Source organism: Fulvivirga kasyanovii (assembly GCF_009711405.1).
In the GTDB taxonomy this organism is placed as follows: domain Bacteria; phylum Bacteroidota; class Bacteroidia; order Cytophagales; family Cyclobacteriaceae; genus Fulvivirga; species Fulvivirga kasyanovii.
In genome coordinates this window covers 15792-36819 of record NZ_SMLW01000654.1, presented here as the reverse complement: position 1 = coordinate 36819, position 21028 = coordinate 15792, and the positions used below count along the sequence as shown (strand labels likewise).

The 21028-nt window shown below is 42.5% G+C and carries 22 protein-coding genes; 11 read left to right on the top strand and 11 right to left on the bottom strand.

Features of this window, described 5'->3' with window-relative positions; all coding sequences use genetic code 11:
- The 6 genes from E1163_RS24645 to E1163_RS24620 form a co-directional block, all read right to left on the bottom strand.
- A partial coding sequence (locus E1163_RS24645; protein WP_155175388.1) for an NAD kinase occupies nucleotides 1-812 on the bottom strand: 812 nt, incomplete at its 3' end.
- Nucleotides 813-815: 3 nt separating this feature from the next.
- Nucleotides 816-1493 carry a CBS domain-containing protein gene (locus E1163_RS24640; protein ID WP_246223874.1) on the bottom strand — a complete coding sequence of 226 codons (678 nt, stop codon included), beginning with the start codon at nucleotides 1491-1493 and terminating at the stop codon, nucleotides 816-818.
- Nucleotides 1471-2238, bottom strand: a complete 768-nt coding sequence (locus tag E1163_RS24635; protein ID WP_155175371.1) for an alpha/beta fold hydrolase — start codon at nucleotides 2236-2238, stop codon at nucleotides 1471-1473. Before E1163_RS24635 ends, E1163_RS24640 begins: the two co-directional genes overlap by 23 nt.
- A 44-nt stretch (nucleotides 2239-2282) precedes the next feature.
- Nucleotides 2283-2855: an anthranilate synthase component II gene (locus E1163_RS24630; RefSeq protein WP_343033952.1), complete on the bottom strand. Its 573-nt coding sequence runs from the start codon at nucleotides 2853-2855 to the stop codon at nucleotides 2283-2285.
- Nucleotides 2839-3375 carry a CvpA family protein gene (locus E1163_RS24625; RefSeq protein ID WP_155175369.1) on the bottom strand — a complete coding sequence of 179 codons (537 nt, stop codon included), beginning with the start codon at nucleotides 3373-3375 and terminating at the stop codon, nucleotides 2839-2841. The genes E1163_RS24630 and E1163_RS24625 overlap by 17 nt, the downstream gene beginning before the upstream one ends.
- Nucleotides 3376-3828: a GatB/YqeY domain-containing protein gene (locus E1163_RS24620; RefSeq protein WP_155175367.1), complete on the bottom strand. Its 453-nt coding sequence runs from the start codon at nucleotides 3826-3828 to the stop codon at nucleotides 3376-3378. It lies immediately after the preceding gene.
- A 74-nt stretch (nucleotides 3829-3902) separates the two neighbouring features.
- On the opposite strand from E1163_RS24620, the gene E1163_RS24615 reads away from it, so the two are divergent.
- Entirely contained in the window at nucleotides 3903-4625 is a 723-nt protein-coding gene (locus E1163_RS24615; protein ID WP_155175365.1) for a pyridoxine 5'-phosphate synthase, read from the top strand.
- 63 nt (nucleotides 4626-4688) lie between these two features.
- Here E1163_RS24615 and E1163_RS24610 read toward each other — a convergent pair whose 3' ends face one another.
- Complete coding sequence (locus E1163_RS24610; protein ID WP_155175363.1) at nucleotides 4689-5696, bottom strand: M12 family metallopeptidase; 1008 nt, start codon at nucleotides 5694-5696, stop codon at nucleotides 4689-4691.
- Nucleotides 5697-5900: 204 nt separating this feature from the next.
- Between E1163_RS24610 and E1163_RS24605 the strand changes: the two genes are divergently transcribed.
- Nucleotides 5901-6554 (top strand): TPM domain-containing protein, encoded by a 654-nt coding sequence (locus E1163_RS24605; protein WP_155175361.1) that lies wholly within the window; start codon nucleotides 5901-5903, stop codon nucleotides 6552-6554.
- Nucleotides 6551-7444, top strand: a complete 894-nt coding sequence (locus E1163_RS24600; protein WP_155175359.1) for a TPM domain-containing protein — start codon at nucleotides 6551-6553, stop codon at nucleotides 7442-7444. Before E1163_RS24605 ends, E1163_RS24600 begins: the two co-directional genes overlap by 4 nt.
- A 44-nt stretch (nucleotides 7445-7488) precedes the next feature.
- On the opposite strand, the gene E1163_RS24595 is transcribed toward E1163_RS24600, so the two are convergent.
- Nucleotides 7489-8223, bottom strand: coding sequence for a head GIN domain-containing protein (locus E1163_RS24595; RefSeq protein WP_155175357.1), 735 nt, complete (start codon nucleotides 8221-8223; stop codon nucleotides 7489-7491).
- Nucleotides 8224-8350: 127 nt separating this feature from the next.
- Here E1163_RS24595 and E1163_RS24590 point away from each other — a divergent pair, with 127 nt between their 5' ends.
- From E1163_RS24590 to rpiB, 3 genes are read left to right on the top strand one after another with little or no spacing between them, the layout of a single operon-like run.
- Complete coding sequence (locus tag E1163_RS24590; protein ID WP_155175355.1) at nucleotides 8351-9640, top strand: serine hydroxymethyltransferase; 1290 nt, start codon at nucleotides 8351-8353, stop codon at nucleotides 9638-9640.
- A gap of 39 nt (nucleotides 9641-9679) precedes the next feature.
- Nucleotides 9680-10495 (top strand): twin-arginine translocase subunit TatC, encoded by an 816-nt coding sequence (gene tatC, locus E1163_RS24585; RefSeq protein ID WP_155175393.1) that lies wholly within the window; start codon nucleotides 9680-9682, stop codon nucleotides 10493-10495.
- Nucleotides 10492-10923, top strand: coding sequence for a ribose 5-phosphate isomerase B (gene rpiB, locus E1163_RS24580; RefSeq protein ID WP_155175353.1), 432 nt, complete (start codon nucleotides 10492-10494; stop codon nucleotides 10921-10923). The genes tatC and rpiB overlap by 4 nt, the downstream gene beginning before the upstream one ends.
- Here rpiB and E1163_RS24575 read toward each other — a convergent pair.
- Entirely contained in the window at nucleotides 10920-12323 is a 1404-nt protein-coding gene (locus E1163_RS24575; protein ID WP_155175351.1) for a hypothetical protein, read from the bottom strand. The genes rpiB and E1163_RS24575 overlap by 4 nt on opposite strands.
- A gap of 229 nt (nucleotides 12324-12552) precedes the next feature.
- Here E1163_RS24575 and rbfA point away from each other — a divergent pair, with 229 nt between their 5' ends.
- From rbfA to E1163_RS24560, 3 genes are all read left to right on the top strand, one after another.
- Nucleotides 12553-12933 (top strand): 30S ribosome-binding factor RbfA, encoded by a 381-nt coding sequence (rbfA, locus tag E1163_RS24570; protein ID WP_155175349.1) that lies wholly within the window; start codon nucleotides 12553-12555, stop codon nucleotides 12931-12933.
- 3 nt (nucleotides 12934-12936) lie between these two features.
- On the top strand, nucleotides 12937-14160 hold the full coding sequence (locus E1163_RS24565; RefSeq protein WP_185156200.1) for an FtsX-like permease family protein: 1224 nt from the start codon (nucleotides 12937-12939) through the stop codon (nucleotides 14158-14160).
- A gap of 187 nt (nucleotides 14161-14347) precedes the next feature.
- A complete protein-coding gene (locus E1163_RS24560) occupies nucleotides 14348-17278 on the top strand; it encodes a DEAD/DEAH box helicase (RefSeq protein ID WP_155175347.1) in 2931 nt (976 codons plus the stop codon).
- Here E1163_RS24560 and E1163_RS24555 read toward each other — a convergent pair.
- Entirely contained in the window at nucleotides 17267-17749 is a 483-nt protein-coding gene (locus E1163_RS24555; protein ID WP_155175345.1) for an Lrp/AsnC family transcriptional regulator, read from the bottom strand. The two genes, E1163_RS24560 and E1163_RS24555, sit on opposite strands and share 12 nt — an antisense overlap.
- Nucleotides 17750-17881: 132 nt before the next feature.
- Between E1163_RS24555 and E1163_RS24550 the strand changes: the two genes are divergently transcribed.
- Nucleotides 17882-19135 (top strand): cystathionine gamma-synthase family protein, encoded by a 1254-nt coding sequence (locus E1163_RS24550; RefSeq protein WP_155175343.1) that lies wholly within the window; start codon nucleotides 17882-17884, stop codon nucleotides 19133-19135.
- Between the two features lie 103 nt (nucleotides 19136-19238).
- On the opposite strand, the gene E1163_RS24545 is transcribed toward E1163_RS24550, so the two are convergent.
- Nucleotides 19239-20093: a lysophospholipid acyltransferase family protein gene (locus E1163_RS24545; protein ID WP_155175342.1), complete on the bottom strand. Its 855-nt coding sequence runs from the start codon at nucleotides 20091-20093 to the stop codon at nucleotides 19239-19241.
- A gap of 126 nt (nucleotides 20094-20219) precedes the next feature.
- On the opposite strand from E1163_RS24545, the gene E1163_RS24540 reads away from it, so the two are divergent.
- Nucleotides 20220-21026, top strand: coding sequence for an SDR family oxidoreductase (locus E1163_RS24540; protein WP_155175340.1), 807 nt, complete (start codon nucleotides 20220-20222; stop codon nucleotides 21024-21026).
- The last annotated feature ends 2 nt before the right edge of the window (nucleotides 21027-21028 follow it).

Sequence of the window (21028 nt, the reverse complement as noted above, 5' to 3'; positions counted from 1 at the left end):
TCTTTCAATTTTACCAGCTTCGCCTTAAAATCTTCCTTAACTACTTTAAGCCTAACTGAATCATCAACAACTTCAAATCTCGAATCAAGGGAGATAAGAAAATTCTTGCTCCTACCTTCAATGGTAAATGACAATTCAGAATCATCAGGTACAACAATGGGCCTGACCGTAAGGTTATGGGGACTTACAGGGGTAATTATAAAATTATTCGATTGTGGAAGCACCAATGGCCCTCCACAGCTTATATTATAACCAGTGGATCCTGTTGGGGTGGATACTATTATGCCATCAGCCCAGTAAGAATTCAGAAACTCGCCATTGATATATGCGTGCACCACAATCATAGACGAAGTATCCTTTTTCAGGATCGTAAAATCATTTAATGCAAAATTAAGCCCGTCGAACAGCCCGTCTGATTTCAGTTGTATCAGTGTGCGACGGTCAAAATCATAGTTTGACGCAAACAGGCAGTCTATTGCATTGCTGATATCCTGCTTGGCGGTAGTGGCAAGAAAGCCCAGCCTGCCGGTATTGATACCGAGTAAAGGAACCTCTGTTTTTCCTACATGGGTCAGGGCTTCCAAAAGGGTACCGTCACCACCCAGGGTCAACATAAAATCCAGGTAATCCAGATTATCCCCTTCCGCATAGGTAGAGATATCTCCTATATCAATGCGATTCTGTTTCAGGTGATCTTCAAACGCTTCGGAGACAACTACCTCTGCTTTGCGTTTGCCCAGTTCCCGAAATACCTCTTTTATGTAAGGGATCGTTTCTTTATCGAACTCTTTGCCGTGAATGCCAAACTTCATAAACTATATATCCAGGTATTTTAGGAGCATATCAATCTTGCCCTTTTCTTCATCCAGCACTTTGGTTTCCTGAAATCTTGCAATAATTTTATATCCAAACCTTTCCAGTGTGGCCACTATGGGGGTGAGATCTAGTCTGTTAACTTTTAAAGTCAACTTGAGTTTGGATGGGTCTAATTCATCTTCCTTTATACTGCTGCTTAATATCTTCGCATTGTTTTCTTCAATCAGCCTGCTGATCTCTGCCAAAGAATAATCAATCTGGTTCATGGACAGCACCAGTATGCCACCGGGAATTTGTATGGCCGCTGACTGGGCAAAAGAGGTGATGGTATCCTGTACTGTTATTACACCTATATATTTTTCCTGATTGTTTAATACACCAACCATTTGCACACTGTTATCCGAGGCTATTTTGATAACATCATAAAAATGGGAACTTCCATAGACAACACATCGCTTACCAATAAGATCGAAATCAGCAACGCTCTTTTCAGCATCATTGGCTTCGAATATTAAGTCCTCTGATACCAGCCCAAGAAACTTTTCATCCTCCACTACCGGCAGTTGATTACACCGCAATTCCTCCATCCAGAGTCTTGCCTTCTTGGCAGAATCCTTAGGCTTCAATGGCGGGATCATATGGTTAATCAACTCCTCAGCTATCATCACGTTTAGCATCTAAAAATTTGTTTAGTATATCATTAAACTTTTCAGGGTGTTCCATCATTGGCGCGTGACAGCATTTATCTATAAAATGAAGCTCGGAATTAGGTATCAGTTTATTAAATTCATGCGCTACCATAGGTGGAGTGATCGTATCATTAAGCCCCCAAACGAGTAGTGTAGGTTGTTTTATTCTTTGTATCTCTTTAGCCATGTTGTGTCGCTGCGCTGATTTGGCAATAGCTACAATCCTCAAACACTTGGGAATGCTTTTTGTTGTCTCAAACACCTCGTCAACGAGTTCTTTGGTTGCTGTTGCCGGATCATAAAAGGTATACGCCACTCTTTCTTTTATATAGTCATAGCTGCCCCTTTTTGGAAATGAGCCCCCCATGGAATTTTCAAAAAGACCTGAACTGCCCGTAAGCACCAGGCTTTTTACCTTTTCAGGATTGCTAAGTGTATATATTAACCCCACATGCCCCCCTAGAGAGTTCCCGATCAATGTCATATTTTTAAGTCCCTTCAGGGACACAAATCTTTCCAAAAAATTCTTTAGTCCGTCTAGTCCGGCCTGCTTCAATGGCATATCATAAATCGGTAGCAGCGGAATTACCACACGGTACTTACCTTTAAAACTATTAACTACTCCTTCCCAATTGCTCAGCGCACCAAACAGGCCATGAAGCAACAACAACACTTCACCGGAACCTTCATCGATATACTTAAATTCTTTTTCTTCTCTTATTGTTAGAGCCATAATTGTCTTAATGTGCTTGCTACAAAGTAAACAAAATTGAGCAATTATACTGCTATCTGATTATAAGTTAGCCAATTTTTTAAAATATCTAACCCGTATTCTGTCAATGCAGCTTCGGGGTGAAATTGCACACCCCATATGGGCAACTCCCTGTGCCTTAACGCCATTATTTCCCCTTCTTCCGATCGGGCTATAGCTCTGATAGCTGTTTCCTTCTCCTGAGTGACCACCAGCGAATTATACCTCACCACACTAATGCTCCGTGGCAAACCTGCAAAGAGCATATCTTCCATTAAACTAATCCTGGAAATTTTGCCATGCATTGGCCTAATGGCTTTAATAAGCTCTGCGCCAAAAAGCTGCCCTATAGCCTGATGTCCCAGGCATATGCCGAGCACCGGCACCTTACCACTGTAGTGTTTTAAAACCTCCATCAGGTTCCCTGCCTTCTCAGGAACCTCCGGCCCGGGAGACAAAACCACACCTTCATAATGACCGGAAGTGATGGCTTCCAGTGGAACATTATTGCGGACTACCTCACACTTTACGCCCAGTTGCTCAAAATAATCAACCAGGTTGTACGTAAAGGAGTCGAAATTATCAAGAAGTAGAATCACCCTGCAGCATGGTTTTTATGGTGTCGAACAGGTCATGGGCAAAGGGTACCAGGGCTGAGAAGTATTCTACAACTGTAGGAGCAAAAGGCAAAATGTACGGATATAACCAGGACTCCTGGGTATACAAATGTGGTATCTCTACTCCAAAAGAGCTGCTCAGCCATAAGATTATGCTTATGCCAAATGCCCATTTTATAACCGAAAGGACAGCCCCGGCGAGGTTGTCAATAGAACCTAGCAAGGTCATATCAACAACTTTTTTAACCAGCTTCCCTAACAGGTTGACCAGCAAAATGATCAGTATGAAAATGAGAACAAACGCTACGTAAGGCAGCAGTTCTCCACTGATATTAAAGTGCTGGTCAAGGAAATTCATGCCCAAATGCAATAGCTTAAACCCGCCAATTATGGCCAAAATAAAAGCCAGAATAGCAATAATCTCCAGCAGGAAGCCCTTTTTATATCCACGATATGCTCCATAGGCCAATGGCACAAGCAGGATAATGTCAAGCGTATTCAATTACTTATTTAAAAGTTCTTTAACAATACCTGAAATTATTTTACCGTCTGCTTTTCCGGCAAGATCTTTAGTAGCCACACCCATCACCTTACCCATATCCTGAGGGCCAGTGGCTTTTACCGTGTCAATTATTTTCATCAGCTCTCCTCTGATCTCATCCTCTGTCAATTGCTTCGGCAAGAACCTGTTGATCACCTCCAGCTCAAAGAGCTCTTTTTCGGCCAGGTCGTTGCGGCCTTCTTTCAAATACAGATCTGCAGAGTCTTTTCTCTGCTTGGCAGCTTTTGTCAATAGTTTTAGCTCTGCATCTTCTGCAAGGGCAGACCCGGCACTTTTTTCTGTTTCTGCCAGGAGTATTGCGGATTTAATCGATCTCAGCGCTGTAAGCTCATCTTTCTTTTTTGCAAGCATGGCTTTTTTTATCTCCTGATCAATGGTTTCTTTCAGACCCATATGGTTAGTGTTTAAATTTCAATTTGTTAATTTGCAATAAATGATAGCAAAGTTATAAATATTCAAAAAAAGGAATGACCCGGTTAAGTGTAAATATCAACAAATTCGCCACGCTGAGAAATGCCAGGGGAGGTAACAACCCTGATGTAGTTAAAGTAGCACTGGATTGTGAAAGGTTTGGGGCCCAGGGAATTACCGTGCATCCACGGCCTGATGAAAGGCATATCAGGTATAACGATGTCATTGAATTGTCAAAAGTTGTGACCACAGAGTTTAACATTGAGGGGTATCCTGACGAGCGGTATATGGAACTGGTAAAGAAAGTTAAGCCTGCCCAGGCCACACTTGTTCCCGATGCACCGGATGTGATAACCTCTAATGCCGGATGGGATACGGTGAAGAATGAGACGTTTTTGAAAGAAATTATTTCCGAGCTAAAGAAAGAAGGCATTCGGGCTTCAATTTTTGTAGATCCTGTACAAAAAATGGTCGAAGGGGCTGCCAAAGTAGGAACTGACAGAATAGAACTATATACCGAGGCCTATGCAAGAGGCTATCATAGTAACAAGGAAGCGGCCATTGCCCCATACCTTAAAGCGGCAGACCTGGCCAAAAATCTGAACCTTGGGCTAAATGCAGGACATGACCTTGACCTGGATAATCTGTCTTATTTAAAGGAAAGTATTACTTATCTTGATGAGGTGTCTATAGGTCACGCATTGATTTGTGATGCCATATATTACGGTCTTGAAAATATTATTCAACTTTACCTGAGGCAATTAGGCCATTACAGATAATAATATAAATGCCCCAGGGATAAATTCATCCGTGGGGCATCTTTCTCTTCACACTGGCGGGAATTACGCGTAATACCAGGTACCGTTTACATTAACTACTTCTCTCCACCCTTCACTCTCTGTATAGTACCACCACTTGTCGTAGTAACGGTACACCCTCACTCCATCAATGGTATACCAATTGCCATTAATATATTGTTCAGAGCCACCATCTCCTCCATCAGCAGGGTACATTTGGTTGATACCGTTTATATCATCGGCCGACAGTTGGCTCCTTTGAGTGTTAAATGTACTTCCGTCCAGCTTGGTTATTGTAGGTTGGCCATTGCTGGAGAAGGCATAAGAACTGTATAACATAATAGAACCGAAATCCAGGGAGCTTGTATAATCTTTCCCATCAGTACCTCGCTGAATGTAGGTGTAAAAATTATGCTCATAACCGCTCTGAATGTTGTTAAAATTAACATTCACAAAATCATCCCGGTCTCCACGGGTATGCTCATGATAAAGTCCGACAGCATGGCCAATTTCATGGATGGTATTACCTGTAGAACAACCGCTGGCAAGATTGATAAACTGCTGGCCTCCTACTCTGCCAACTGAAGAAGAACATCCACCTCCTGACCTGAAAGTTATGTAATCGCTTTGGTTGGTACGCTGCACAAAAGTGAGGTTGGTGTTGGCCTCCCAATGGGCTATGGCATCATAAACCCTGTCTTTATTGGGCAAAGAGGAGCTGATGTTATAATAAACCGTGTTGCCCGGCCATCTGCCTCCGGTTCTTCCAACACTTTCCTCATTGGCGCCATTCCCGGCTGGTGGGGCCATAAAACTCAGCTCATCCTCACTCACAAGAATGTCTCCACTCAGTACATACTGTCCCTCAATAAGCTCCAGGGTTACCTGCTTTCCGCGATAAAAAGCCTCTACGGTTTTTCCTTTTTTGTGGATAAAAGCGACCTCTCCCTGACTAAGGTCAATGGCATGTTTACCTGGTTTAACTTCCTCGGTGTTGTCATCACATGCCGATAAGAAAGCCAGCGCTCCGGCCAGCATCAAAATTTTCTTCATAAAAACTTAGGTTTAGGTTGAATAAAGCGCAAACATATTAGTTTGACCGGTTCTCTAATATTTCTATCAGCTTAACTGCGGCTAGGGTTGATAAGTGGACTCAATACTTGGGTAGAGCGAGGCAGGGGTTATATTCTGTCTTAAAAAGTTTTCAGGTTTTTGAGAATTTCCTTTTATATTGAGATACTAATCAAAATCAGTAAAATGGCAGCTTATCCAAAGTTATCAACACAGGAACTGGACAGGATCAAACAGGCTGTTTTTCAGGCGGAAAGTAAAATATCAGGAGAGATAAGGCCTGCGTTGATAGGGCAGAGCCATCATTATCCCTCTGTAAAATGGAAGTCTGCCACACTTTTTGTCCTGGTGGGTTTCATGGTACTGGTGGCAGGAGACCGATGGATCCCAGGCTTTGATATCTATGATCCGTTATATTATTTTCTCATCGTTGCCGGTACAGGGGCTGTAGGAGCAGTACTCCCTTTTTGGTTGCCTTCTCTCAAAGCTTTTTTAGTAACTGACGCAGAAAAGAAGCATGCCGCAACACAAAAAGCAGAAACCGTTTTTCTTGAAGAAGAAATTTTTGATACCAGTCAGCGTACGGGTATATTGATATTAATTTCCTTCCTGGAACACGAGGTGATTGTAATGGCCGATAGCGGTATCTCAAGCAAAGTGGATCAAAAAGAATGGGATGACCTCATTCACAATTTAACTGGTCATATCAAGAAAGGGCAGCTTTTGGAAGGCCTCGAAAAAGCCATTGAAACTTGCGGAAACATACTTCTGGAGAAAGGTTTCACAAGAGATGCTGATGATAAAAATGAATTGCCTGACCATTTAAGACTGGAGCTATGAGATATCTGTTATTAATGGCTTTGTTCATATCGGGACTCACTATTCAGGCCCGGGAAGTTCCTTACCTGTCAGGACGGGTTGTGGATGAAGTGGGTGTGCTTGATCAGGAAACAGTCAGTTATTTAAATAACCTGCTGAAAGTGCATGAAGACAGTACATCAAACCAAATTGCTATACTCATTATCCAGTCTCTGGAGGGCGAGGTTCTGGAAGATTATTCCCTTAAGGTGGCAGAAACATGGGCTCTGGGACAAAAGAATAAAGACAACGGTGTTTTACTACTAATTTCCCTGGGGGACAGAAAACTGCGAATAGAGGTTGGCTATGGGCTTGAGGGAGCCTTGACCGATGCCTTATCGAGCCAGATTATCCGGAACGAAATTACCCCCGCTTTCAGAATTGATGATTACAGTGAGGGGATCAGAGCAGGGGCTGAGGCCATAATTGCAGCCATAAAAGGTGAATACACCGCAGATATGGCTTCAACGGACTTTTCGGATATGAACGCTGAAATACCATGGTATTTCCGGTTATTCATGGGAGGTATATTTTTAATTGTCGTCGGTACCTTTACCTACTTAGCCCTTTTTTCCAAAGGTTGCTCAGGCTGGGGGTTATATGTTTTCCTTATACCTTTTTATCTCACATTCCCCATGTTCATATTTGGTGTTACCGTAGGGAGTGTTCTTTTCCTGCTTTATTTCTTCGGCTTTTTGTTCCTGAAAATCTTCTATTTCAAAACGCCTGCCGGTAAAAAATTCTACGACAGCCGTGCTACCAGCATTGCTTCCCGCAGTTCTTCATCCGGTTCAGGCTGGTCGTCGGGTGGAAGCAGCTTTTCGGGCGGTGGTGGCAGCTTTGGTGGTGGCGGGTCCAGTGGCTCCTGGTAAAATAGATTCTGAATTTAATTGGTCAGGCCAGCCAGGATGAGCACTTAAATGTCCTCATCCTCTTCTTCATCTTTAACCACGGTGCCCAAGCCTGAAACATTAGTACTTACCTCCTCAGGGTTTCCTCTGTAGCTTATTCCACCTACACCACTCACGGTAGCTTCAAGTTGCTTTTTGACCGTAACGGCGGCTCCTCCCACACCACTGATATCAATCTTGCTTTTCTGGCTTATCAGATCGTATGCCTCCAATCCTCCTGCTCCGCTCATTTGAATATTTTGTTCTATCACGTTACCTGCAAGCTCAACAGCACCGGCGCCGGAGACATTAATTTTCAGCGCCTTAAGCTCAACCTCCAGATCAATCACCCCGGCGCCGGACATTTCCAGGCGCAGGTAATCCCCAGTTATAACATCATCACTTTTTATAACTGCTGCACCACTGGTATTGATCGCCATCAACTCAACATAATCAACATAAAGTTTGATCCCCTCCTCACTTTTCAATGTGGCTTCACTGGTAATTTCAAGCACGTCACCATGTTGGTCAATCTTTATAAATTCATGGAGATTTTCATCGGCAACAATGGTAAGGCCTGGTTTTTCCGCTTTTTGAAGGAATACTTCGTAGTTACCGCCTATTTCTAATTCCTTAAAATCTTCAACCTCTTTCTCCTGAGAAGTGATATTACCGTTCCCTCTCTCCTGCCTGTAGCTGTCGCAATAGGAGAGAAACAGGAAACTAAAAATTGCAAATAGGTATATGGATGGTTTTTTCATAGCTGGTTGTGTTTCGGCTAAAATTAAAAAATTTGTCTCTTAAATGGAATCACCTCTTACAATATTGGTTATATCTCATACATACACTATTTTTGGGCTTCCATTTTCACACCTCTATAATATTATTATGCAAAGAGATAAGCTTATATTTGATCTGATCAACAAAGAAAAGCAAAGACAACAATCCGGGATTGAATTGATTGCTTCTGAAAATTTTACATCACCACAGGTAATGGAAGCCATGGGCAGTGTACTTACCAACAAATACGCTGAAGGCTTGCCCGGCAAAAGGTATTATGGAGGTTGCGAGGTTGTGGATGAAGTTGAACAGTTGGCCATTGACCGCGCTAAAAAATTATTCGGCGCTACCTGGGTCAACGTACAGCCTCACTCAGGAGCACAGGCCAATGCTGCGGTAATGCTTGCCACTCTTAATCCCGGAGATAAAATATTAGGTTTCGACCTTTCTCATGGTGGCCACCTTACTCACGGTTCTCCGGTTAACTTTTCAGGAAAACTATATCAACCGACTTTTTACGGTGTAGATAAAGAGACTGGTCTTATTGACTGGGACAAAGTGGCTGAAACAGCCAAAAAGGAAAAACCCAAAATGATCATCTGCGGTGCATCGGCTTATAGCCGTGACTGGGATTATGAAAGCCTGAGAAACACTGCGGACGAAGTAGGCGCTCTATTGCTTGCCGATATATCCCACCCATCAGGCCTCATCGCCCGGGGATTGCTCAATGACCCTCTCGAGTATTGCCACATCGTAACTACTACTACCCACAAAACCCTGCGCGGACCACGTGGCGGTATGATCATGATCGGCGAAAATTTTGATAATCCATGGGGACTTAAAACACCAAAAGGTGAGGTTAGAAAAATATCCTCACTTCTTGATTCAGGTGTATTCCCCGGTACTCAGGGTGGGCCTCTTGAGCATGTAATAGCTGCAAAGGCTGTTGCGTATGAAGAAGCACTGAGTGAGGAATACTTGAATTACGTGGTACAAGTGAGCAAAAATGCCAAAGTTATGGCCAAGCAGTTTGTAGACAAAGGATATAAAGTGATCTCAGACGGTACAGATAACCACATGATGCTTATCGACCTTAGGTCAAAAGACATGACCGGTAAACTGGCTGAAAACACATTGATCAAAGCTGATATCACTATCAACAAAAACATGGTTCCTTTTGACGACCAGTCGCCTTTCGTGACTTCAGGTATGCGAATAGGAACAGCGGCAGTTACTACAAGAGGCATGAAGGAAGACGATATGGTGAAAATAGTTGACTTGATCGACAGAGTGCTGATGAACCATGACAATGACGATGAAATCAGCGCCGTTAAGTCAGAGATCAACAACTGGATGAATAGTTTTCCTCTTTATAAAGAACAAGTTTCTGCAGTTTAAAAAGTGACAAAACATCTGGATCAAGGGGTAGAGAAAGAGATGTCTTTTATAGATCATCTCGAGGAGCTGAGGTGGCATCTTATCAGGTCATTGATTGCTATTTTTGCAATTACAATTGTTGCTTTTATCTCAGTAGACTTTGTTTTTAATACAGTCATACTTGGGCCTGCAAAGCCTGACTTCTGGACATTCAGAATGCTCTGTAAGCTGGGTGACCTGATCAACTCCTCTGCACTTTGTATTGAGGATATACCCTTTAAGATCCAAAGCCGGCAAATGACGGGGCAATTTACCATGCACATTACCTCGTCATTTGTTATTGGTATAATTGTAGCCTTCCCTTATGCTTTCTGGGAATTCTGGAGGTTCATAAGTCCCGGACTGCACATGAATGAACGTTCCGTAAGCAGAGGTGCCGTATTTTCGGTTACCGTCCTGTTCACACTGGGCATCATGTTCGGTTACTATATTATGGCTCCTTTATCGGTCAACTTTTTGGCCAACTACCAGGTCAGTGAGTTGATATATAATGAGTTTGACATTACCTCGTATGTGGGTACCGTAACAACACTGGTACTCGGAAGCGGTATATTGTTTCAACTACCGATCGTAGTCTATTTCCTTTCAAAAATAGGGATTGTTACACCGGCACTGATGAAGGCATACAGGAAACATTCCATAGTTGTCATACTTATTTTAGGCGCTATGCTTACTCCTCCCGATCCTTTAAGCCAGGTATTGATAGCATTGCCATTGTTTGGCCTGTATGAATTCAGTATCTTGATATCAAGTTCGGTTCACAGGAGACAGCGCAAGAAAGAACTATTAGAGCAGAAAAAATACACACAATCATGAGTAAAATAGCTATCGGCGGAGACCATGCCGGATATGAATATAAAAGCAAACTAGTTGCATGGCTGGAATCAAAAGGCCATACTGTAAAAGATTTTGGCACGCACAGTGCTGATTCGGTTGATTACCCTGACTTCGCCCACCCGGTAGCTTCTGCTGTAGAAGGCAAAGAATATGATCATGGTATACTTATTTGTGGTAGTGCCAATGGTGTGGCTATGGCTGCCAATAAGCATCAGGGCATACGTGCGGCAATCTGCTGGCAAACAGAGCTTGCTGAACTGGCCAGGCAACACAACAATGCCAATGTACTATGCATCCCTTCAAGATTTGTAGATTATGACCTTGCCGAGCAGATGGCCGAGGCATTTCTTTCCACTTCTTTCGAGGGCGGAAGGCATGAAAGAAGGGTGGATAAAATAAGCTGTTAACCTTTCTTCAGATAATAAATATTACCAGCCTTTTTATCGTATTTGGATTCAAGGGCTGGTAACCTGTCAAATACAGGCGACATTACGCCATGCTTGTCAATAATAACCTCAGGAAAGTCTCCTGAAAACCCTTTTTGAAGAATAGTCAGGTTGTCATAATATTCCGGGTTCCTGAACAATTCTTCGGACAACTGCCAGTTGAGAAAAGGGGTAGCGGGGTAGGCGTTCACATAGGGAGCCATATCATAATCCAGCACCAGGATACGCTTATCAGCCCACTGATCAACTTTTTTTACCAGATAATCGTCGTAATGCAGCAATTTGGAGCTGTAGAAGAAGTCAAAAAATGTACCGAGGTTGAAAAGGATAACAGAAGCAAAAAGAACCTGAAAAGCAATTTCGGCCATCCACCTTTTCTTTATGAGCAATAAATAATGGCTTAGAAAAAAAGCTCCGGATGGTACAAAAACCATAAAGGTATTGGGAGCAAAAACCCCGCTAAGAAAAACAAACCCAATAGAAAAAACTATCCACACAAACATTACCTGGGTCAGCCTTGCCTGATAATTGGTAAACCTTGCCCGCTGATTGACCCTCACTAAGGCCAGAATAAGAAGACCTATCGGAACCGAAAACAGTATGAGGATTTCCTTGAATGACATATACTGCTCAACTTCATAATTGAGCAGGGGGTCCAGGAAGTTGTAAATAAAAATGGCCAATCGACCTTTGAGTAAAAAATAGCATGCCGCCAGCAGCATTGGCAGTGAAAACCCAAACAGCATAAGGATATAACGACGTGCTACTGTACCTGTAAACACTGCAAAAACAAGCAGTGCGGCGATACCAAAGATAATATTAGGCAGGTAGAACAAGTAAGCAATACCCAGATAAAGGCCAATATTCAATATCATTTCATCCTGCTTTGCCCTGAACTCTATATGGTTAAAAATATTATTTAACGCGAGCAAAAGAAATGTAGTCCCCATCAGCACCGGGGTGAGCGTGAGAAAGTCGAAAAAGAAAGACATCAGCAGGCCATAGACCAGACCGGGAATGTATGTGTTTTCATTGTAAGCTTTGTTGAGCAACAGCAACCTGTTAAACACGAGGCATTGAAACGCCACCAACAGCAAAGCTATGATCTGATATGCCAGTTGTGACCGCCCGAAAAGAAAGTCAATGACCATGTAAACAGACGCAGAAAGCGGTGCGATATTATCCCATATACCTTCGTATAGTGTAGATCCATCATTGAGCATCTCTCCTACCAGCATGTAGTTCAGCTCCGGAAGAGTAAGGGCATTATCATCAAGCATGATGGGCAATCTGATTGCCAGAAGCAGCAGAAATATAATGATAAGCCTGTATGGGTCGTTTATTCTAAAGTAATTCAGCAAGATTCATCCGGTTTTATGGGGTGCACGAAATTAAGCGAATCTTAAGATAACATGGCCATTGTGACGGCCTAAATTGAGATTAACCTGCTTTATTCCGGCAATACCAAATTTAAACATGCATAACAGCAATATTCACTGACGGAACAGAGCCATAAAATATGGATTGCCCACCACCTGAAAATTAGCTCATGCACGTGAAAAAAGTAAATTTAATCGGATATTTGCAACTATGAATGAAAGTAAAAGACAGCAAAAATTTTCAAGATTAATCCAGCGGGACCTTAGCGATATATTTCAGAAAGATAAGATGGGCATTTTCGCCAACACCTTTGTTACCGTGGCTGACGTTATTATCAGTCCCGACCTGAGTATAGCTAAAGTGTACCTGTCTATGCTCATGGTTAAAGACAAGGATGCCATGCTGGAAAAAATAGAAAAGCATAAAAACGAAATCAGAAGAGACCTGGGCAATAAAATCGGCAAACAGGTAAGGATAGTGCCTCAACTTAATTTTTATGTAGATGAGGTAGAGGAGAACGCACAAAAAATTGACAAATTGATTGATAACCTAAATATTCCGCCTGAAGATAAGGATGGCGAAAACGACTAATTTTTGAACCTGTCTTTTTTCATAGCGCGGAAATACTTCTTTTCGAAAAGGAAAAGGAACTTCATCAATGTGATCTCCATCATATCGATGCTCATCGTTGCCATATGCACCGCTGCATTGATCATTGTACTCTCCGTTTTTAATGGCCTTGAAGGCCTGCTAAGGTCTCTTTATGGCTCATTTGACCCTCAAATCAAAATAGAAGCCACAAAGGGCAAGTCATTTATTTTTTCAGACAGTCTGTCCCGGGCCATTCAAAATGTGGAAGGCGTTGACATTGTAACGGAGGTTATCGAAGACTATGCCTATGTAAAATATCGCGATGCCGATATGGTAGCCACTATCAAAGGGGTCAGCGAAAACTTTCTGGAACAAAATCGCATAGATACAGCCATTGTCAGTGGTGAGCTGAAGCTGAAAGAAAATGATGTAAACTATGCTATTATAGGCCGGGGTGTGCAGTATAGCCTTTCCATAATGCCGGGAAGTGACATATATCCGCTTCAGGTGCATTATATAAAAGATGTAAAGCCGGGCAGCATCGACATCAGCAATCTTTACAGCCGCAGAAATATATTGCCGGGCAGTGTTTTCGCCATAGAGAAAAACTACGATGAGAACTACATATTCGTGCCGCTGGAGTTTGCCCGCGATTTACTGGACTATGGAAACAAGCGAACTTCGCTCGAAATAAAAGTAAAAGAAGGATTTAGCATCCACAAAGTAGAACAGGATCTGACTGATAAGCTGGGTGATGACTTTAAAGTTTTGGACAATGAAGAGCAGCATGCTGACCTGTATAAGCTTTTAAACCTGGAAAAGCTATTCGTATTTATTGCATTCTCCTTTATTATGGCTGTGGGCTCTATCAACATTTTCTTTGCTTTGACCATGCTTGCCATCGACAAGAAGAAGGATATCTCCATACTGTATGCCATGGGTGCTGGCAACCGGCTTATAAAAAGCATATTCGTTTCAGAAGGTGCTATTATTTCTCTGGGAGGTGCTGCTATGGGGCTTGTTTTGGGCGGCCTTATCTGCTGGCTTCAACAGACATTTGGTATTGTTTCCATGGGCATGGAAACTTCCGTGATGGAAAATTATCCTGTAGAAATGAAGGTTACAGACTTCGTCTATACATCCCTCAGTCTCATCTTTATCACCCTCATTATATCCTACCGACCGGCCGTAATTGCCACAAGATATAACTCCGTTGAAAACCTCTGATATGCAAGTTTTCTAACAAAATATTAACGTATTAATAACATAAATGGCTAATTCCACGTTATAGACCACTGATCCGCATAAAAAATTCTTTTACCGACCATGTTAGATATTGATCGATTTAGAATAAAAAAACCACTATAAAATGATGTTTTTTTCTTAATTTGCGGGTTCTGTTTGTGTACTAAAAATGAAGATATCAGCAGCCCAACCATTCCAAATCATATACTCGTTATATGAACACGAATATCTTGGATACATATTCGAGTCATTCGTGGTGCATCTTGACGATAAAGGCAAACTAACGCTACAACACCAAAACATCTCTTCCAAAAATGCAAAGGAGTTTGCATCCCGCTTAGACAATACCGATTATGAGCTTATAGAGCTTATGGACCAGATGCAGCAGGAAGCAGTGATCAAGCATTTCAATAAAAAGAATGTAAAGCCTGAGGAGTTTTTTCCTAAAATATATGACAATGGTAAAAACAACGACCTTCTTAAATCAGAAATAGAAAATTATCTGGAAAGAAGGCGATCCAGAATATTGGAAAGGATACAGGGCAAATGGCTGTATGAAATGGGCAATGATGGTGAGCCTGCATGGAAAAAAATAGAAGTGCTGGAGCAAAAAGCAACTGTCCTTTTCCATTTTAGAAGAAACGAAGAAAACACCCACTACTTCCCTACCATAAAATACAATGGAGAGAAAGTGGATTTTCAATATAAAGGGGCGTATATTATTTGTAAAAGTCCGGCCTGGATGGTGCTTGAAGGCAAGCTATACTCCTTTGAAAAGGATGTTGACGGCAAGAAACTGGCGCCTTTTCTGAACAAGAAGTTTATAGTGATCCCCAAAAACGTTGAAGAAACTTACTATAATAAGTTTGTGGCTCCGCTTATCGCCTCCTTTGACGTTTATGCCAAAGGCTTTGAGATCAATAGTGAACGCTACAATCCCATTCCCATTCTGACCATATCTGAGCTGGCCGGTAGTGGTACAAGTATGTCATTATTTGGGGACAACAACAATGGGCAGGCAACTGAAGAAAACGAAAAAATCCTTCTGGAGCTATCCTTCCAGTATGGGCCTTTCAAATTCAAGGCAAGCAACATTGGCCCTGTAAGTGTTTCCGTTGATAAGCAGGGAGACAATTACACTTTCCACAGGGTAGCGCGTAAACTGGACGATGAAAAAGAGATCATCCAATTTATGACCGGCTCCGGGCTTCCTATCAGGAATTCCAAAGCCGCCATTTCCAAAACCACTGCTTTTGCATGGTTAGACGAATACCGGGAAGAACTGGAGCGTCGCAAGTTCATTATAGATCAAAAAGGAAAGTCATCCAAGAAGTACTTCATTGGTGAATACAAGATCAGTGTTGAGGTAAGGGAGAATATCGACTGGTTTGATATTCACGCTGTAATACAGTTTGGCAAGTATGAGATCTCCTTTAAAGAGCTCCGCAAACTGATCAGTAAAAAGAAAATGGAACTGGAGCTGCCAAACGGGGAGATTGCAGTAATACCGGAATCGTGGCTGAACGAATATTCGGAGCTGTTTGCCTTCTCTGAGGAAGATGAAAATGGCGATCCGAAGCTTAAAAAACACCACCTTGCCTTAGTCCAGGACCTGGAGAACGGCAATCTGGCCAAGGTTACCATGAGCAAAAAACTCGAATCGCTTAAAGGCTTCGAGACTATTGAAGATGCTCCTATACCTAAGAATTTCAAAGGAAAACTACGACCTTATCAGCTTGCCGGCTACAACTGGTTGCACTTCCTTAACCAATACAAATTTGGAGGCTGCCTTGCTGATGACATGGGTCTTGGTAAGACAGTACAAACCCTGACCATGCTGCTATCTCAAAAAGAAGCCGGGGCACAGGGTGCTTCTCTCCTCATCATGCCTACATCACTGGTATATAACTGGGAGGCTGAGGCCAAGAAATTCACCCCAAAATTGAAGGTTTTCACCTATACCGGAACCAACAGGGACAAAAACCCTGAAAAGTTTGCCAAGTATGATGTCATCATCACATCTTACGGTATAGTGAGGCTTGACATTGATTTGCTCACGGATTATTATTTCAACTATGTAATCCTGGATGAATCCCAGGCCATAAAGAACCCTGCTTCGAACATAGCAAAAGCTGTAAGACAGCTTAACTCACGCAGCAGGCTAATCCTAACGGGTACACCGCTGGAAAACAGCACTATGGACCTTTGGTCACAAATGAACTTTATTAATCCTGGACTTCTGGGTTCGCAGTCATTCTTTAAAAATGAGTTCCTCAACCCTATTGAGAAGAAGAATGATGAGGAAAAAACCAGAAAGCTCAATGCAATTATTAAACCGTTCATTCTGCGCAGGCATAAGTCCCAGGTAGCAACCGAACTTCCTGAAAAAGTAGAGAACGTCCAATACAGCGATCTTACCCCTTCCCAGGAGAAAGAATACGACAAGGTAAAATCTTATTACAGAAATAAGATCCTTGAAAATATTGAGATGCAAGGACTTAATAAGTCGCAGCTACTATTGCTTCAGGGTCTTACCAAACTTCGCCAGATTGCCAATCACCCGAAGATGGTTGACCTGGAATATAGCGGCGATTCCGGTAAAATGCAGGATGTAATACTCAAGTTGGACAATGCCATTCGCGATGATCATAAGATTTTGATTTTCAGTCAGTTTGTAAAGCACTTGTCCATACTTGCCGAGCACCTGAAAGAAAAGAATATAGATTTTGCTTATCTGGACGGGTCTACAAAAGATCGTCAGGCTCAGGTAGAAAGGTTCCAAAACGATGCATCACTAAAGGTTTTCCTTATTTCTTTGAAAGCAGGGGGTCTTGGTTTAAACCTCACAAAGGCAGATTATGTGTTTATACTGGATCCATGGTGGAACCCTGCTATAGAAGCACAGGCTGTTGACCGGGCACACCGTATTGGTCAGGAGAACAAAGTATTTACCTATAAATTCATCTCCAAAAACACTGTGGAAGAGAAAATACTGGCGCTTCAGAAGCACAAGCGAAAACTTGCCAGTGAGCTTATCACCACTGAAGAAAGCTTTGTAAAGAGCTTATCGAAAGAGGATATTGAATCCCTACTCTCCTAAAGGATAGGCTGTAGTAGATTTGAGTACGGACATGGCAAAGGAGCTATGAATGATGGCTACTCCTTCGATGACAGAAAGCTTTTTGACCGTAAACTCCTGGTAGGCGTTCATATCTTTGACGGCTACCTTGAGTATATAGTCGTACTCACCGGCCAAATGAAAGCACTCCATTATTTCCGGGATATTCAATATCTTTTCTTCAAAGACCTTGAGGTTAGGCAATGAGTGTTTTTCCAGTTTTACCATACAGAAAGCTATCAGCTCGCGATCAATTTTATTACGATCCAGCAGTGCCACGTATTTCTGAATAACACCAGTCCTTTCAAGTCTTTTAATTCGCTCATAAACTGGTGTCACCGTGAGGTTTAGCTCCGCCGCCAGTTCTTTGTGTTTCATTTTTGCATCGCGTTGGAGCAGGTCAAGTAATTTCAGGTCAAGCTGATCAAGTTTGAGAAAAGATATATTTTCCATATGGAGCCCTTAAATAATATCTAAAAAGTAAATTAAACCACCAAATTAATAATATTAGATGTATTTTCCATACTTATTTACTTTTACAGAATAAAACACCAGATTCATTGCGAATTTTAAAACAACATAGCAATGAACCTTTCACCTGAAAGCTTAATGATGTCTTATGGCTACAAACCGGAACTTTCGGAGGGAGCCATAAAGTGTCCTATATTCCAAACCTCAACATTTGTGTTTAAAAACGCTGAGGAAGGCAAGAATTTCTTTGAAGTGGCTTACGGCCTGCGCGAGAAACACCCGGATGAAGAGCTTGGCCTTATTTACAGCAGGCTGAACAATCCTGACTTGGAAATACTGGAAAACCGGCTTACTCTATGGGATAAAGCCGAGGATGCAGCGGTATTTGAAAGTGGTATGTCGGCCATAAGCACTACGCTACTTGAGTTTTTAAAGCCAGGAGACCTTGTATTATATTCCAGCCCGGTTTATGGCGGCACGGATCATTTTATTTCTAAAATACTTCCTTCATTTGGCATCCATACGCTGGGTGTAACGGCATATGACACCCGGGAAGAGGTACTTGAAAAACTTCAAAACCATGAGCATGGCAGTAAACTGGCGTTTATCTACCTGGAAACACCGGCAAACCCAACCAATGCACTCATTGATATCGCCATGTACAAAGCTGTAGCCCAGCAATACTCCACGGCAGATAAGCAAGTTTACATGGCCGTTGACAATACCTATATGGGTCCACTCTGGCAACACCCGCTTGAGCATGGGGCTGACCTGGTCATATATTCTGCCACAAAATACATAGGTGGGCATAGCGATGTGATTGCCGGCGCCTGCCTCGGCTCCAAAGAACTGATCGGCAGGGTAAAAGTACTACGGACATTCCTTGGCTGCATGGCCGGCCCCTGGACCGGCTGGTTGCTCATGAGAAGCCTGGAAACTTTAAAAGTGCGGATGGACCAGCAGGCCGCAAATGCTGAAAAGGTGGCTGAATTCTTAAACCAGCATCCTTTAGTGGAAAAGGTGTACTACCTGGGAAATATCACTCCGGAAGATGGCCGCCAGTATGAAATCCACCAAAGGCAAAGTAAGAGTAATGGTGCCATGTTATCTTTTGACATTAAAGGTGGGGAAAAAGAAGCCTTCAAATTTTTGAATAGCATGAAACTCATCAAACTGGCAGTAAGTCTGGGCAGCACCGAAAGTCTTGCGGAACACCCTGCTACCATGACTCATGCTGACGTGGACCCGGAACTGAGGAAAAAAATGTCGATAACAGATAAGATGATACGCTTATCGGTGGGCGTGGAAAATTATAAGGATATCATTTGGGATATCAAACAAGCACTGGAAAAAGTACAAACGAGTTAATAGTTGGCCTAAACCGCTGACGGAGCCCGGAATCATGGGTCGGGCTCCAATTTTATATCGTTGGTCTCCCGACTTTCCCAGCATCTGATTTCTTGAACAGTTCCTAATCTCCTGCCTCCTCTTTCTTTAGCTTCCAGCGTTTATGTGACCATAGATACCCTGCAGGGTCTTCCTTTACCAAGGCTTCAGTGGCTTTTGCATAGGCTTCCAAAATCGAATGATCAGTTTTCCCGTAAGGCGGTTCTGTTAATTTCACGAGCTCCACGGTATAATACCCTCTTTTAACCCTGTTGACTTTAAAAAAGAACGTTGGGTATTTTGCCAGTTTGGCAATCTGCTCCGGCCCAAGAAAGAAGGCAGTTTCCTGGTTCAGGAAGTGAGTCCAGTATTTGGGTGATTTTCTTCTGGGTGACTGGTCCGCAACTATGCCCAGTGCTCTTAACCTGTCAGGTGATTTCAGCACCGCCCGGAGTATATTGCTTTTCTCTATAGGCTGACCTCCAAATCTTGATCGTGTATTGAGCATGAGATCGTTAAAGCCTTTGTTTGACAGCTTTTGATAAACAGCATCGACCGGAAAGGGAAGTACAATACAACCGGTGAGCAGTGCCCATTCCCAGTTAAACTGGTGCGACGCAATGACGAGAATGGACTGGTGTTTATCAGCATAAGGCTGAACGTCAGGAACATTAATGAATTTCACTCTACGGGTCAGCTCTTCTTTGGTAATAGTAAAGGCTTTGAGCGTCTCCATAGTAAAGTCCATAAACCGTCGGTAAAACTCCTTCACAACCACTTTTACCTCTTGCTCAGACATATCGGGGAATGAGTTTCTGATGTTGGTGGCTACCACCCGCCTTCGGTATCCTGCCAGATAATATACCGCCACAAACATGAGGTCTGAAAGGACATAGAGCAGCCACATGGGCAGCCGTGAGAAGAGTTTCAATAGAATCATAATATTCAAAAATCAGCCAAAAATAGGCAATTCCTAAGAACATGGATTAAACAAAACAGAATCAATTGTTTCAGTAAGCATAACATCTCCTATCTTTGAATACTGCAAACCACTTAAAATAGCCTCATGAAAAATAAAGTTGTAGTAATTACAGGCGGGTCTTCCGGGATAGGCAAGGCTTTGGCAGAAGTGTTTGGTAAAAACGGATCAAAGATCATGATCACCGGCCGAAAACAGCAAGCCCTTGACCAGGCTGTAAAGGAGTTACAAAACCAAGGCATTGAGGTTATTGGCTTTCAATCGGATGTAAGCAAGGAAGAAGACAATCGGAAGATGGCAGAAGAAGCCATCCAGCACTATGGAAAGATTGACATTTTAATCAATAATGCAGGTATATCCATGAGGGCACTTTTTGAGGATGTAGACCTGAATGTGGTGAAGCAGGTTATGGACATCAATTTTTATGGTGTGCTTTATGCCACAAAGTATTGCCTTCCGTCCATACTTGAGAACAAGGGTTCAGTTGTTGGTGTATCATCTATTGCGGGTTATCGTGGTCTGCCGGGAAGGACTGGGTATTCAGCATCAAAATTTGCCCTTCAAGGCTTTCTAGAGGTTCTCCGAACAGAGATGTTGAAAAAGGGAGTTCATGTTTTAACAGCATGTCCCGGTTTCACGGCATCCAATATCAGAAAGTCCTCGCTAACTGCTGATGGATCGCAACAGGGAGAATCTCCCCGAAAGGAGGAAAAAATGATGACGGCCGAAGAGTGTGCCCAGCACATCTATAAAGCAACCAAAAAAAGAAAAAAACATCTGATACTGACCGCTCAGGGTAAAATAACAGTTTTCCTCAATAAGTGGTTTCCGGGTATGATGGATAAAATGGTTTATAATGTAATGGCGAAAGAGGAAAATTCACCTCTTCAATAAAC